Consider the following 12936-nt stretch of genomic DNA (forward strand, 5'->3'; position numbering starts at 1 on the left):
GCCCAGCGGACACCATCCCCCACGCCGCCAGCCCACAAAAACTGGAGTAAGGAGAACAACCATGCAGAAATCCTTGTTTGCCCCCTTGTTGGCCTCGCTGCTGATGACACTGGCTGGCGCCAGTGCACAAGCGCAGGGTGTCTACCGCATCGTCGGGCCGGATGGCAAGGTGACGTTCTCCGACCGCCCGCCAGCCGATGCTCCGGCGCAGGCAGCACGCACTACCGGTCCGGCGCCAGCGCCTGCCAGCGGCGCAGCGCTGCCGTATGAGTTGCGGCAAATTGCGACGCGCTTCCCTGTCACGATTTACACGGGCAATGACTGTGCCCCTTGCGTGGGCTTGCGCAACGCTCTTGTCGCCAGAGGCGTGCCATTCAGCGAGCGCACCGTGTCCACCAATGAAGATGTGGCAGCGCTGCAGCGCCTGAGCGGATCGGCCAGCCTGCCGTTTGGCAGCATTGGCGGCCAGCAACTGCTAGGGTTCTCCGACGCGGAATGGACACAGTACCTGGATGCGGCGGGCTATCCAAAGCAGTCACAACTGCCGGCCAACTACCAACAGCCCGCCGCTACGCCACTGGTGGCGGTCAAGTCGGCTGCAACGGTTCCTGCGGCAGAGAAACCCAAAGCGGCAGCCCCTGTACGACCCGCACCGGTGGCCCGCCCTATTGATGGCCCAACGCCCAGCAACCCGGCTGGTATCCGCTTCTGACGGGCACCATAACGTCGCTGCACCCGACAAAAGAAGGGGGTCCTACGGGACCCCTTCCTTTTTCATAACGCTTCTGCGCTATCGCACAAACGTTTGTCAGCAAGCCACTCAAAGGGAATAGTCCAGCGTCTTGACCCCCTGCGCCGTCCCCAGCAGGCACACCGTAGCCTTCTGGTGGGCAAACACCCCCACGGTCACCACGCCCGGCCACTGGTTGATCTGCGATTCGAACGCCAGCGGGTCGGTGATCGACAGGCCCTTCACATCCAGGATGTGCTGGCCGTTATCGGTCACCAGCGGCTGGCCGTCCTTGAGGCGCAGGCTGGCCTGACCGCCCATGGCCTCGAAACGGCGCGCAATATGGTTGGCCGCCATGGGGATCACTTCGACCGGCAGGGGAAACTGACCCAGCGCCTGGACCAGCTTGGACTCATCAGCGATACAGACAAAGCGCTCGGCCAAGGCCGCCACGATCTTCTCGCGTGTCAGTGCCGCGCCACCGCCTTTGACCATGTGGCCCTGGCCGTCGATTTCATCAGCGCCATCGATGTAGACCGAGAGCGACTTCACTTCGTTGGCATCGAACACAGGAATGCCGAGCGCCTTCAGGCGCTCGGTGCTTGCCACAGAACTGGATACAGCGCCTTTGATCTGGTCCTTCATGCCCGCCAGCGCATCGATGAACTTGTTGACCGTGGAGCCTGTGCCCACTCCCACAATCTCGCCGGGCACCACATACTGCAGCGCGGCTTGGCCAACCAGGGTCTTGAGTTCGTCTTGTGTCAGGGGAGTCATCGTCGTCATGGGAGAAAATCGGGGGTAATCCTGAATTATCCCCCCATGTCCCTGATCCCCTACGCCCTCACCCGCCCCTTTCTCTTCGGCATGGACGCCGAAGCCGCCCACGAACTCACCATGGACATGCTGGCACGCGGGCAACGCACGCCGCTGCAGTGGGCCTGGTGCAACGAAACCGTCCATGATCCCGTCACGCTGGCGGGTCTTACCTTTCCGAACCGGGTGGGCATGGCAGCGGGTCTGGACAAGAATGCACGCTGCATCGACGCACTGGGCGCCATGGGCTTTGGCTTTGTGGAGGTGGGCACCGTCACACCCAAGGCGCAGCCTGGCAACCCCAAGCCGCGCATGTTCCGTCTGCCCGAGGCCCGCGCCCTCATCAACCGCCTGGGCTTCAACAACGAAGGCCTGGAAGCCTTCTTGCGCAACGTGCAGCAAGCGCAGTTCCGCAAACAAAACCGCCAGCACCCCATGCTGCTGGGCCTGAACATCGGCAAGAACGCCAGCACCCCCATCGAGAATGCCACCAGCGACTACCGCACCTGTCTGGAAGGTGTGTACCCGCATGCGGACTATGTGACGGTCAACATCAGCTCGCCCAACACGCAGAACCTGCGCGCGCTGCAAAGCGATGAAGCGCTGGACGCCCTGCTCTCCGCCATCGCTGAGCGCCGCGAGACACTGGCCACCCGGCACGCCAAGCGCGTGCCTGTGTTCGTGAAGATTGCCCCCGACCTGGATGAAGCCCAGGTCGCCGTGATTGCCGCCACGCTGCAGCGCCATGGCATGGACGGGGTGATCGCCACCAACACCACCATCAGCCGTGCGGCGGTGCAAGGCATGCGCCATGCTGAGGAAACAGGCGGGCTCAGCGGCGCGCCCGTGCTGGAGGCCAGCAACCAGGTCATCCGGCAACTGCGTGCCGCTCTGGGCAGCCGCTTTCCGATCATTGGCGTGGGCGGTGTGATGAGCGCCGAAGACGCGGTGAGCAAGGTCCGCGCTGGCGCGGATGTGGTGCAGATCTACACCGGCCTGATCTACGAAGGGCCTGCCCTGGTCGTCAAGGCGGCCAAGGCCATCAAGGCCATGGCCTGAGCCTGGGAGCGCCCGGGAGCCTGAGGTCAGTCCTCGGATTCAACCCTCCGCGCCCCAAAAAATAGCCACTGTGCAGTGGCTCTTCTCTTTGCTGATGAACGAAGCCTAACCCCACCAGGTGCTCATCGTCGCAGGCGCAGCACCATGGGCAGCAGAACACCTGCCCAGCGGATCAAACGCCGTGGCCCGGCTATCACGGCCACACCTGCCATGGCCGCCACGGCCAGCGGATGTTCGCGGGCAAAACCCGCAGCACGCACTGCCAGCGAGTCCTCCGCGCCCCCGGCGGCGGCATGCTGGCTCTGCGCCAATGCCTGGGCCTCGGCACGCGCGGCACGGCGCGCGCGCAGCCGCTCGCGCTGCAAGGCGATGCGGTCAAGGATGCGCTGCTGCTGGGCGGTGGGCGGGGGCAGCACGGATCGGCTTTGTCCCGGTACTGCAGGCCGGGAAGCGTTAGAAGGTGTACTCACAGCCGCTCCTTGATGTCGCGCCAGTCCTGGGCCAACTCGTTGCGCGTCAGTGCAAAACCGTTGCCCGCGCGCTGCGCCACGGACACCAGTGCCACCAGCGCTGCCACCCACCCCAGCGTCCAGACGCCAGCCACCAACCAGGCGACCAGAGTGCGCTGCGGCGTGTCCCAGAAGTGCACCAGCACCGCGAGCGACAGCATGATCAATGCCACCACCGTGAGCCCGGTGACCACAATGGTCAGCACCAACAACTGCTGAATCCGCTGTTTCAGGTCGGCCCACTCCAGGCGCGCCAAGTCCACGCGGTCTTCCACCGCAATGGCCCCCTCAATCACGTTGGCGCGCCAGCGCGCCGCCAGGCCTTCCAGGCCCAGGAGCGACAGCCAGTTCATGCGGGGCGTCCCTCAGGGCCTGCCATGGTCAGCATGCGCATGGCCGGGCGCTCAGCGGCGCGCAAGCAGAAAACCAACCAAGGCGCCCACCGCCAATGCAGCACCCGCCACACGCCAGGGTTCGTCGTGGGCATAGCGGTCGGCGGCCAGGGCGGCTTCCTTGGCTTGGCGGGCTGCGTCTTGCGCGGCACGCACAGCGGACTCGCGCACGTTGTGCATGCCATCGTCCAGGCGCTGGCGCAGCAGTTTGATCTCTGGCACTGCATCCAGATCCTTGTTGGCCAGCAAGCCGCGCAGGTCGGAAACCAGTTTTTCCAGTTCGCCTTGGGTGGTGGTGGTGTCGGAAGCATTCATAAAAGCAGCCTTTCTTTCAATCAACAAGCGGTTTGGAAAACCCCAGTACGGGGACCTCGGTTCATCTTAGCCACCCGCCCAGAGACCCCTCGTAGGACGGGGGCGCAAGAGGTTACGGATTGCAACAGCCTTGCCCCAGATCAAACCTCAAACCAGCGCAGCCACCTGCTCTGCAATCGCCAGGGAACTGGTCAGGCCGGGCGATTCGATCCCAAACAGATTCACCAGCCCGGGCACCCCATGGACCGCAGGCCCCTGGATCACAAAATCGGCCGCAGGCTGGCTTGCATCGTGGATCTTTGGGCGGATGCCTGCGTACCCCGGAGCCAGGGCTCCATCGCGCAGGCCGGGCCAGTACTTGCGCACCTCGGCATAGAAGGCATCGCCCCGCGTTGGGTCCACCAGCAGGTCGTCGGCCGATGTGACCCACTGCACATCCGGCCCGAACTTGGCCTGACCACCCAGGTCGAGCGTGAGATGTACCCCCAGCCCTGCAGCCTCAGGCACCGGGTAGATCAGGCGGCTGAAGGGGGCCTTGTCGGTCAGCGTGAAATAGCTGCCCTTGGCAAAGTGCGCTGTGGGCACATGCGTGGGGTCCAGCCCTGAAAAGTAGGCCGCCAAGGCCGGTGCGTGCAAACCGGCCGCATTCACAACGCTGCGGGCCTGCAGGCGCGTGCCGTCGGCCGCTTCCAAATAGATAGCATCTTCCGCGCACTGGGCGCGCGCAAGAGGCGAATTGAATGCCACAAGTCCGCCCGCGTTCTCCAGGTCGCCCTGCAGGGCCAGCATCAGTGCATGGCTGTCCACAATGCCCGTACTGGGCGAAAGCAGCGCGCCCACACATTCCAGCGCAGGCTCCAGTGCCAGGGCTTCGTCGCGGCTGAGCCACTGCAGGTCGAGCACTCCGTTGGCCTGCGCACGCGCCTGGATCGACTCCACGCTGGCCAGCTGCGCGGCCGACGTGGCCACCAGCAGCTTGCCGCAGCGCCGGTGTGGCACCCCGCGCTCCGCGCAGTAGGCGTACAGCAGTTCCTTGCCCCGCACGCACAAACGCGCCTTGAGCGAGCCGGTAGGGTAGTACAGCCCGGCATGGATCACCTCGCTGTTGCGCGAGCTGATGCCCGTGCCAATGGCATCGGCCGCCTCCAGCACCAGCACCTCGCGCCCCTGCAAGGCCAGGGCACGGGCCACGGCCAAGCCCACCACACCCGCGCCCACCACCACACAATCCACCGTATCGGTCATTCGTCCGCTCCTTCCGCTGCAAACCAGCCTTTCTCCCCCAGACTGGTGTTATGCCTGCTCAAACCCATCCAGTACGTTGACGGCATTGGTCCCCAGTTCGGCAGCGGCATACCCACCCTCCAGCACAAACACGGTGGGCAGGTCCAGACGGGCCAGACGCTCGCCCAGCCGGGTGAAGTCAGAAGACGCAAGCGCAAAGCGGGAGATCGGATCGCCCTCGAAAGCATCAAGGCCCAGCGAGATCACCAGCGCATCGGCCTGATAGCCAGCGATGCGCGTGCAGGCCTGCTCCAAAGCAGCGAACCAGGTGGCTGCGCTGGTGCCCGCAGGCAGCGGCAGGTTCAGGTTGTAGCCGGTCCCCTTCCCTTCGCCCACTTCGTCCGCATGGCCGAGGTAGAACGGGTACTCCGTGCGGGGATCGCCATGCAGGCTGACGAAGAACACGTCATCACGGTCGTAAAAAATGCTTTGGGTGCCATTGCCATGGTGGTAGTCCACATCCAGCAAAGCCACGCGCCGGGCGCCCTGGTTGCGTAGCGCCTGCGCAGCCACGGCGGCGTTGTTCAAGAAGCAGTAGCCGCCCATGAAATCGGGCCCGGCGTGGTGGCCTGGTGGGCGCGTGCAGCAAAAGGCGGCGCGGGCTCCTTGCCCCACGCGTGCAGCGGCGCTCGCTGCGGCATCGGCTCCGGCCTTGGCTGCCGCCCAGGTGCCTGCGGCCATGGGCGTACCGTTGTCCATGGAGTACAGACCCAGGCGGGCCACGAAGTTGTCGGGCTCGACATCACTGCGCAGTGTGCGCACCGGCCAGACCGAGGGAAACGGCTGGACCGCCGCGTTGGCGACGGGGTCGAGCGCGAGCCATTGCTGCCAGGCGGTCTGCAAAAAGGCGAGGTAACGCGGTGCATGCACCTGCGCCAGCACAGGGTTGCTATCCACATCTGGGGCCAACATCCCGTGGCCACGGGCACGCAAGGCCTCCTCCACATAGTCCACCCGCGCAGGCTTCTCGAAACAGGGCACCCGCTCGCCCCGGAAAAATTCGTGGACAGGGGCGTGCCCTTGGTGCAGGGGATTGTGAAAAGTGATCATCGTCTGGGCGCCAGCAAGCAGTGAAAGGAAAGGTGCAGCGGGCCACGCGCCGCCGCAGGAAACCAAGCCCGACACTGTAGCGGCTTGGCAAGATGCCGAAGCCTTGTCTCACCCCTGCGTGCGCCGATGTCCGCACCCACAAACGGCACCCGCAAGAAAAAACCCCTGCAGACCAGAAATCTGCAGGGGTTTGTATTGGTGGGTGATACATGGATCGAACATGTGACCCCTGCCGTGTGAAGGCAGTGCTCTACCGCTGAGCTAATCACCCGTCGCACACACGTTGAAGCAAGGTTGTTGCGCGAAAGTTTGTCGAAAGCGTGGTGGGTGATACATGGATCGAACATGTGACCCCTGCCGTGTGAAGGCAGTGCTCTACCGCTGAGCTAATCACCCGTGTCGCTGTGACAAGCCTTAGATTATGGCACAGCTTTTCAGGCCGACTGAGAAGTTCGCCAAATTGTTTTGCCTCCGCTGGCCTTGTCGATCTGGGTCAGCACCTCGGCATGCGCGGCATGCTCCTGCTCGCTGGCGCGCAGCACCGGCAGCGCCAGGCCACGCAAATCAATGGCAGCCACCTTCACGCCGTCAGCACCCTCCTGGGCATCATCGGCCATGAGCAGCGCGTCCTGCCCGCGCGTGAGGTTGATGTACACATCGGCCAACAGCTCGGCATCCAGCAAGGCGCCATGCAGCGTACGGCCCGAGTTGTCCACGCCCAGGCGGTCGCACAGGGCATCGAGCGAATTGCGCTTGCCAGGGTACATCTCCTTGGCCATGGCCAAGGTGTCGGTCACGCTCTCCACATAGGTGCGGAACGCGGGGCGCCCCACCAGTTCCAGCTCCTTGTTCAGAAAACCCACGTCGAACGCAGCGTTGTGGATGATGATTTCGGCGCCTTGCAGGTACTGCAGGATGTCGTCCACCACCTCGGCAAACTTGGGCTTGTCCTTCAAGAACTCGTTGCTGATGCCGTGCACCTTCAGCGCGTCTTCGTGGCTGTCGCGGCCCGGATTGAAGTACAGGTGCAGGTTGTTGCCGGTGAGCTTGCGGTTGAGCAGCTCCACACAACCCAGTTCAATGATGCGGTCGCCGCCCTCGGCCGAGAGGCCGGTGGTTTCGGTGTCGAGAACGATCTGCCGTGTCATTTCAGTGGTTTTCCTTGGCGTGGTTGATCGTGTACTTCGGAATTTCCACAGTCACATCGGTCTGCGCCAGGATGGCTTGGCACGACAGGCGCGACTGCGGCTCCAGGCCCCATGCGCGGTCGAGCAGGTCTTCTTCCTCTTCCTCGGCCTCGTTGAGCGAGTTCAGCCCCTGGCGCACGATGACGTGGCAGGTGGTGCAGGCGCAGCTCATGTCGCAGGCGTGCTCGATGTTGATGTGGTTGTCCAGCAGCGCCTCGCAGATCGACGTGCCTGCGGGGGCCGTGATTTCGGTGCCTGCGGGGCAGTACTCGGGGTGGGGAAGAATCTTGATGACGGGCATGGGATGGTCTTGTTTTTGTTCGACAGATGCGGTCGGCTATATCAGAGGGCCTGCACGTTCTTGCCAGCGAGTGCCTGCTGGATGCCACGGTTCATGCGCTGGGCCGCAAAGGCTTCGGTGCCCTTCGCCAGTGCATCGGTGGCCGCTTCGATGACGGCGGCATCGTCAACGTCGCGCTGGTGGCGCAGGGCCACCATCAGGGCGTCAATCGCGGCGCGCTCCTGCGGGCTCAGCACGTCGCCATCGGCGTCCAGCGCGCTCTGGGTGGCGAGCAGCATGCGGTCGGCGTCCACGCGGGCCTCGACCACGGCGCGGGCCTTCATGTCCTGCGCCGCCGTGGCAAAGCCGTCCTGCAGCATGCGCGCGATCTGCTCGTCCGAGAGACCATACGACGGCTTCACATCAATGCGCGCCTCCACGCCACTGCCCTGCTCCTTCGCGCTCACGCTCAGCAGGCCATCGGCATCGACGGTAAAGGTCACGCGGATGCGGGCTGCACCAGCGGCCATGGGCGGAATGCCGCGCAGCTCAAAACGCGCAAGGCTGCGGCAGTCCTGTACCAGGTCACGCTCGCCCTGCACCACGTGGACCGCCAACGCGGTCTGCCCGTCCTTGTAGGTGGTGAAATCCTGCGCCTTGGCCGTGGGGATGGTCTCATTGCGCGCCACGATGCGCTCAACCAGCCCCCCCATGGTTTCGATGCCCAGCGACAGCGGGATCACATCCAGCAGCAGCAGGTCGCCTGCCGTGTTGTTGCCCGCGAGCTGGTTGGCCTGGATGGCGGCCCCCAGGGCCACCACCTCATCAGGGTTCAGGTTGGTCAACGGCTCTTTGCCAAAAAATTCGGCCACCGCGCGTTGCACCCGGGGCATGCGGGTGGAGCCGCCCACCATCACCACACCCTGCACCTCGTCGCGCGCCAGGTGGGCATCGCGCAGCGCGCGGCGCACGGCGGCCATCGAGCGGGCGGTCAACTCGGCGGTCGCGGCTTCAAAGTCTGATTTCTTGACATCAAAATGGGCTTCACCGCCTGATAGCATTGCCTTGAATGCTACCGAATCAGTAGCGGTCAATGCTTCCTTGCAGGCGCGTGCAGCCATGCGCACGGCCGATTTGTCGGCGGCGGTGACGGCTTCCAACCCCAGTTGCTGCAGCACCCAGTCGGCCAGCGCGGCGTCGTAGTCGTCCCCCCCCAGGGCCGAGTCACCACCGGTGGCGATGACTTCGAACACGCCTTGCGTCAAGCGCAGGATGGAGATGTCAAAGGTGCCGCCCCCCAGGTCGTACACGGCGTAGACACCTTCGCTGGCGTTGTCCAGGCCATAGGCAATCGCCGCCGCCGTGGGTTCGTTGATCAGGCGCAGTAGGTGGATGCCCGCGAGCTTGGCCGCATCCTTGGTGGCTTGGCGCTGTGCATCGTCGAAGTAGGCGGGCACGGTGATGACCGCGCCATACAGATCGTCATTGAAAGTGTCTTCGGCCCGGTAGCGCAGTGTGGCCAGAATCTCGGCGCTGACCTCTACCGGCGACTTGTTGCCGTCCACCGTAGCCAGACTGACCATGCCCCCTGCACCTGCGTCGTTGGCGTGAACAAAGTCGTAGGGCAGCTTGCCTGCCTCTGCCACGTCCTTCAGGCCCCGCCCCATGAAACGCTTGGCCGAGGCGATGGTGTTGCGCGCGTCCTGGGCCTGCGCGGCCACTGCGTCGTATCCGATCTGGCGCCCACCGTTTTCCAGGTACCGCACCACCGAAGGCAGCAGCACCCGGCCCTGGGCATCGGGCAGGCATTCAGACACGCCATTGCGCACAGCGGCAACCAGAGAGTGGGTGGTGCCCAGGTCGATGCCTACGGCGATGCGCCGTTGGTGCGGGTCGGGGGACTGGCCGGGTTCGGAAATCTGCAGAAGCGCCATGAAATTTCGGGTCTCAACGTGGTGGAGCCTGCCGTCACGCAAACGGAGGCTCAGGGGAAAGCAAAACCGCTCTATTGTCCCAGTTGCTCTCGGCGACGTTCAATGTCGTCGGCAAATCGCGCAATGAACATGAGGGCTCTGACCTGGCGGGCTGCGCCTGCGTAGTCCTGTTGCTGGTCGATGAGCTGCCCGCAATGCGCCAGCGCGGCGCGGCGCGCCTGCTCTACCTCGTCATCCAATGCGTCCAGCGCACTGTCTGCACGCGCGTCTTCCAGCGCCTCGCGCCACTCCATCTGCTGCATGAGGAAGGCTGCGGGCATGGCCGTGTTGTCTTCGGCGTTGATGGGTGCGCCGTGCAACTCGCACAGGTAGGCGGCGCGGCGCATCGGGTCCTTCAGGCGCTGGTAGGCCTCGTTGATGCGCACCGACCATTGCATGGCCACGCGCTGCGCGGCCGGGCCTTGCGCCGCAAACTTGTCGGGATGGGCTTCGCGCTGCAGTTCCTTCCAGCGCGTATCGATGGCGCTGCGCTCCTGGGCAAAGCAGCGCTCAAGGCCAAACAGTTCGAAGTCGTCAGATTGCAGATTCATGCGCGGAGGACGAGAGGGAAAACCAAGAAAAAACCGCCAGCACAGAGCGCGTTGGCGGTTTGGCGTGACATCAACCCAAGACGTTCAGACGCGGAAGCTCTCCCCACAACCGCAGCGGTCCCGCTCGTTGGGGTTGTTGAACTTGAAGCCTTCGTTCAGGCCCTCGCGCACGAAGTCCAGCTCGGTGCCGTCGATGTAGGCCAAGCTCTTGGGGTCGATCAGCACCTTGACGCCGTGGTTTTCAAACACGATGTCCTCGGGCTCGCTGTCGTCCACATATTCCAGCTTGTAGGCAAGCCCCGAGCAGCCGGTCGTCTTGACCCCCAGGCGCACACCCAGGCCCTTGCCTCGGCGGGTAAGGTAGCGGTTGACGTGCCGGGCAGCGGCTTCTGTCAGCGTGATGGCCATATTGCTCTCGGTGAATGCGCTCAGGCAGCGGCTGTTGTGGTGGCTGCGTGTTTGGTCTTGTAGTCCAGTACGGCGGCCTTGATGGCGTCTTCGGCCAGGATGGAGCAGTGCACCTTCACGGGCGGCAAGGCCAGTTCTTCGGCGATTTCGCTGTTCTTGAGGGCTGCCGCTTCGTCCAGCGTCTTGCCTTTGACCCATTCGGTCACCAGCGACGACGAGGCAATGGCCGAGCCGCAACCATAGGTCTTGAAACGTGCGTCTTCGATCACACCAGTGGCGGGATTCACCTTGATCTGCAGCTTCATCACGTCGCCGCAGGCGGGCGCGCCCACCATGCCGGTGCCCACCGAATCATCACCCTTGTCGAACGAACCCACGTTGCGGGGGTTCTCGTAATGGTCAACCACTTTGTCGGAGTAAGCCATGATGTGTACCTCTTCAATTCTTCAAAAATCTTCAGGGATTCAGTGCGCAGCCCACTGGATGGTGCTGATATCGATGCCATCCTTGTACATCTCCCACAGCGGGCTCAACTCGCGCAGGCGGGCGACGTTCTCGCGGATGGTGGAAATCGCGTAATCGATCTCTTCTTCGGTCGTGAAACGGCCAATGGTCATGCGCAGGCTGCTGTGGGCCAATTCGTCGCTACGGCCCAGGGCGCGCAGCACATAGCTGGGCTCCAGGCTGGCCGATGTGCAGGCAGAACCGGACGACACGGCCAGACCCTTGATGCCCATGATGAGCGACTCGCCTTCGACGTAGTTGAAGCTCATGTTCAGGTTCTGCGGCACACGGCGCTCCATGCTGCCGTTGATGAACACTTGCTCGATGTCCTTGAGGCCGTCAAGCAGGCGCTGCTGCAGCGCGTGGGCCTTGGCATTGCTCTCGGCCATTTCTTCCTTGGCGATGCGGAAAGCTTCGCCCATACCCACGATCTGGTGGGTGGGCAAGGTGCCCGAGCGCATGCCACGCTCGTGGCCGCCACCGTGCATCTGCGCTTCCAGACGCACGCGGGGCTTGCGGCGCACATACAGGGCACCCACGCCCTTGGGGCCATAGGTCTTGTGGGCTGTCATGCTCATCAGATCGACGGGCAAGGTGGCCATGTCGATGGCAACGCGGCCGGTGGCCTGCGCCGCATCCACGTGCAGCAGGATGCCCTTTTCACGGCACAGCGCGCCGATGGCGGGGATGTCCTGGATCACGCCGATTTCGTTGTTCACGAACAGGATGCTGATCAGAATGGTGTCAGGGCGGATGGCCGCCTTGAGCGCGTCCATGTTGACCAGGCCGTCTTCCTGCACATCCAGATAGGTGGCTTCAAAGCCCTGGCGCTCCAGCTCGCGCATGGTGTCCAGCACGGCCTTGTGTTCGGTCTTGAGCGTGATGAGGTGCTTGCCCTTGCCCTTGTAGAACTGGGCAGCGCCCTTCAGTGCGAGGTTGATGGACTCGGTGGCGCCGCTGGTCCAGACGATTTCGCGGGGGTCGGCACCAATCAGGTCAGCCACTTGCACACGCGCCTTTTCGACGGCTTCCTCGGCTTCCCAGCCCCAGGCGTGGCTGCGCGACGCCGCGTTGCCAAAATGCTCGCGCAGCCAGGGGATCATGGCGTCCACCACACGGGGGTCCACCGGGGTCGTGGCGCCATAGTCGAGATAGATGGGGAAGTGCGGGGTCATGTCCATGGCTGGCTCAGTAAAGGTGTCTGGCTGGCAGATTTGCAGGAAAAGGTCGATATTCAGGAAAACGCGTTCAGGGCGGTGCCGACCCCAAGGGCCGGCGCGAGCACTGCAGGTGTCAGGATTTCGCGAAAACGTTGCCCAGCGCGAACACCGAGTTGGGCGCATTCACGCGGATGGGCTTGACCACCGGCGTCGTGGAGATGGCACGGCGCACCACGGGCTTGTCTTCGATCTGCACACCCTTGGCGAGCTGTTCGTCCACGAGTTTTTGCAGGGTCACGGAGTCGAGGAACTCCACCATGCGCTGGTTGAGCGATGCCCACAGCTCGTGCGTCATGCAACGGCCGGCTTCGCCCAGACAGTTTTCCTTGCCACCGCACTGCGTGGCATCAATCGGCTCGTCCACCGACACAATGATGTCGGCCACCGTGATGTCGCCCGCCTTGCGGGCCAGGGTGTAACCGCCGCCGGGGCCGCGGGTGGATTCCACCAGTTCATGGCGCCGCAGCTTGCCAAAGAGCTGCTCGAGGTAGGACAGCGAAATCTGTTGGCGCTGGCTGATCGCAGCCAAGGTGACGGGGCCGTTGTTCTGACGCAGTGCCAAGTCAATCATGGCAGTGACCGCAAAACGGCCTTTGGTGGTGAGACGCATTGCAAGCTCCTTGTGCTGAGGCTCGTTCGTTAAAGAAACTGCCTGCGC

16 protein-coding genes and 2 tRNA genes are annotated in these 12936 nt (G+C 63.9%); 2 read left to right on the forward strand and 16 right to left on the reverse strand.

The features are described 5' to 3' along the window. Nucleotides 1–61 precede the first annotated feature (61 nt). Nucleotides 62–712, forward strand: coding sequence for a glutaredoxin family protein (locus AvAM_RS02325; RefSeq protein WP_137745550.1), 651 nt, complete (start codon nt 62–64; stop codon nt 710–712). Nucleotides 713–820: 108 nt separating this feature from the next. Here the strand turns inward: AvAM_RS02325 and rpiA are convergent, their stop codons facing one another. Further along, nucleotides 821–1516: a ribose-5-phosphate isomerase RpiA gene (gene rpiA, locus AvAM_RS02330; protein ID WP_137745551.1), complete on the reverse strand. Its 696-nt coding sequence runs from the start codon at nt 1514–1516 to the stop codon at nt 821–823. 36 nt (nt 1517–1552) lie between these two features. Between rpiA and AvAM_RS02335 the strand changes: the two genes are divergently transcribed. Beyond that, nucleotides 1553–2605: a quinone-dependent dihydroorotate dehydrogenase gene (locus tag AvAM_RS02335; protein WP_137745552.1), complete on the forward strand. Its 1053-nt coding sequence runs from the start codon at nt 1553–1555 to the stop codon at nt 2603–2605. A 122-nt stretch (nt 2606–2727) separates the two neighbouring features. Here AvAM_RS02335 and AvAM_RS02340 read toward each other — a convergent pair whose 3' ends face one another. The 15 genes from AvAM_RS02340 to iscR form a co-directional block, all read right to left on the reverse strand. After that, a complete protein-coding gene (locus AvAM_RS02340) occupies nt 2728–3075 on the reverse strand; it encodes a hypothetical protein (RefSeq protein WP_249367886.1) in 348 nt (115 codons plus the stop codon). Next, complete coding sequence (locus tag AvAM_RS02345; protein ID WP_137745553.1) at nt 3072–3467, reverse strand: phage holin family protein; 396 nt, start codon at nt 3465–3467, stop codon at nt 3072–3074. The genes AvAM_RS02340 and AvAM_RS02345 overlap by 4 nt, the downstream gene beginning before the upstream one ends. A gap of 51 nt (nt 3468–3518) precedes the next feature. Continuing rightward, the gene (locus tag AvAM_RS02350; RefSeq protein WP_137745554.1) at nt 3519–3821 is read right to left on the reverse strand and encodes a DUF883 domain-containing protein; all 303 of its coding nucleotides are present in this window, start codon (nt 3819–3821) and stop codon (nt 3519–3521) included. A gap of 147 nt (nt 3822–3968) precedes the next feature. Beyond that, entirely contained in the window at nt 3969–5066 is a 1098-nt protein-coding gene (locus tag AvAM_RS02355; protein ID WP_137745555.1) for an NAD(P)/FAD-dependent oxidoreductase, read from the reverse strand. Between the two features lie 48 nt (nt 5067–5114). Continuing rightward, nucleotides 5115–6155, reverse strand: coding sequence for a histone deacetylase family protein (locus AvAM_RS02360; RefSeq protein ID WP_137745556.1), 1041 nt, complete (start codon nt 6153–6155; stop codon nt 5115–5117). A 196-nt stretch (nt 6156–6351) separates the two neighbouring features. Next, a tRNA-Val gene (locus tag AvAM_RS02365) sits at nt 6352–6426 on the reverse strand. Between the two features lie 50 nt (nt 6427–6476). Beyond that, nucleotides 6477–6551, reverse strand: a tRNA-Val gene (locus AvAM_RS02370). A 38-nt stretch (nt 6552–6589) separates the two neighbouring features. Further along, nucleotides 6590–7303 carry a DNA polymerase III subunit epsilon gene (gene dnaQ, locus AvAM_RS02375; RefSeq protein WP_137745557.1) on the reverse strand — a complete coding sequence of 238 codons (714 nt, stop codon included), beginning with the start codon at nt 7301–7303 and terminating at the stop codon, nt 6590–6592. 1 nt (nt 7304) lies between these two features. Next, nucleotides 7305–7643, reverse strand: coding sequence for an ISC system 2Fe-2S type ferredoxin (gene fdx, locus AvAM_RS02380; RefSeq protein ID WP_010458418.1), 339 nt, complete (start codon nt 7641–7643; stop codon nt 7305–7307). 41 nt (nt 7644–7684) lie between these two features. Then, nucleotides 7685–9556: a Fe-S protein assembly chaperone HscA gene (gene hscA / locus AvAM_RS02385; protein ID WP_137745558.1), complete on the reverse strand. Its 1872-nt coding sequence runs from the start codon at nt 9554–9556 to the stop codon at nt 7685–7687. A 71-nt stretch (nt 9557–9627) separates the two neighbouring features. Beyond that, nucleotides 9628–10146, reverse strand: coding sequence for a Fe-S protein assembly co-chaperone HscB (hscB, locus tag AvAM_RS02390; RefSeq protein WP_137745559.1), 519 nt, complete (start codon nt 10144–10146; stop codon nt 9628–9630). An 84-nt stretch (nt 10147–10230) separates the two neighbouring features. After that, the gene (gene iscA / locus AvAM_RS02395) at nt 10231–10554 is read right to left on the reverse strand and encodes an iron-sulfur cluster assembly protein IscA (RefSeq protein ID WP_137745560.1); all 324 of its coding nucleotides are present in this window, start codon (nt 10552–10554) and stop codon (nt 10231–10233) included. A gap of 20 nt (nt 10555–10574) precedes the next feature. Continuing rightward, nucleotides 10575–10979, reverse strand: coding sequence for a Fe-S cluster assembly scaffold IscU (gene iscU, locus AvAM_RS02400; RefSeq protein ID WP_137745561.1), 405 nt, complete (start codon nt 10977–10979; stop codon nt 10575–10577). A gap of 39 nt (nt 10980–11018) precedes the next feature. Further along, a complete protein-coding gene (locus AvAM_RS02405) occupies nt 11019–12239 on the reverse strand; it encodes an IscS subfamily cysteine desulfurase (protein ID WP_137745562.1) in 1221 nt (406 codons plus the stop codon). 112 nt (nt 12240–12351) lie between these two features. Continuing rightward, nucleotides 12352–12888 (reverse strand): Fe-S cluster assembly transcriptional regulator IscR, encoded by a 537-nt coding sequence (gene iscR, locus AvAM_RS02410; RefSeq protein ID WP_015013980.1) that lies wholly within the window; start codon nt 12886–12888, stop codon nt 12352–12354. Nucleotides 12889–12936: the final 48 nt, after the last annotated feature.

It is taken from the genome of Acidovorax sp. NB1, from assembly GCF_005405905.1.
Taxonomy (GTDB): Bacteria; Pseudomonadota; Gammaproteobacteria; order Burkholderiales; family Burkholderiaceae_C; genus Acidovorax.

Coding starts and splice junctions, on each gene's coding strand:
- AvAM_RS02335 (WP_137745552.1), top strand. CDS start 1,553: ATGTCCCTGATCCCCTACGCCCTCACCCGCCCCTTTCTCTTCGGCATG.
- AvAM_RS02405 (WP_137745562.1), bottom strand. CDS start 12,239: ATGGACATGACCCCGCACTTCCCCATCTATCTCGACTATGGCGCCACG.
- dnaQ (WP_137745557.1), bottom strand. CDS start 7,303: ATGACACGGCAGATCGTTCTCGACACCGAAACCACCGGCCTCTCGGCC.
- hscB (WP_137745559.1), bottom strand. CDS start 10,146: ATGAATCTGCAATCTGACGACTTCGAACTGTTTGGCCTTGAGCGCTGC.
- iscR (WP_015013980.1), bottom strand. CDS start 12,888: ATGCGTCTCACCACCAAAGGCCGTTTTGCGGTCACTGCCATGATTGAC.
- AvAM_RS02350 (WP_137745554.1), bottom strand. CDS start 3,821: ATGAATGCTTCCGACACCACCACCACCCAAGGCGAACTGGAAAAACTG.
- hscA (WP_137745558.1), bottom strand. CDS start 9,556: ATGGCGCTTCTGCAGATTTCCGAACCCGGCCAGTCCCCCGACCCGCAC.
- AvAM_RS02355 (WP_137745555.1), bottom strand. CDS start 5,066: ATGACCGATACGGTGGATTGTGTGGTGGTGGGCGCGGGTGTGGTGGGC.
- rpiA (WP_137745551.1), bottom strand. CDS start 1,516: ATGACGACGATGACTCCCCTGACACAAGACGAACTCAAGACCCTGGTT.
- AvAM_RS02325 (WP_137745550.1), top strand. CDS start 62: ATGCAGAAATCCTTGTTTGCCCCCTTGTTGGCCTCGCTGCTGATGACA.
- AvAM_RS02360 (WP_137745556.1), bottom strand. CDS start 6,155: ATGATCACTTTTCACAATCCCCTGCACCAAGGGCACGCCCCTGTCCAC.
- AvAM_RS02345 (WP_137745553.1), bottom strand. CDS start 3,467: ATGAACTGGCTGTCGCTCCTGGGCCTGGAAGGCCTGGCGGCGCGCTGG.
- iscA (WP_137745560.1), bottom strand. CDS start 10,554: ATGGCCATCACGCTGACAGAAGCCGCTGCCCGGCACGTCAACCGCTAC.
- fdx (WP_010458418.1), bottom strand. CDS start 7,643: ATGCCCGTCATCAAGATTCTTCCCCACCCCGAGTACTGCCCCGCAGGC.
- iscU (WP_137745561.1), bottom strand. CDS start 10,979: ATGGCTTACTCCGACAAAGTGGTTGACCATTACGAGAACCCCCGCAAC.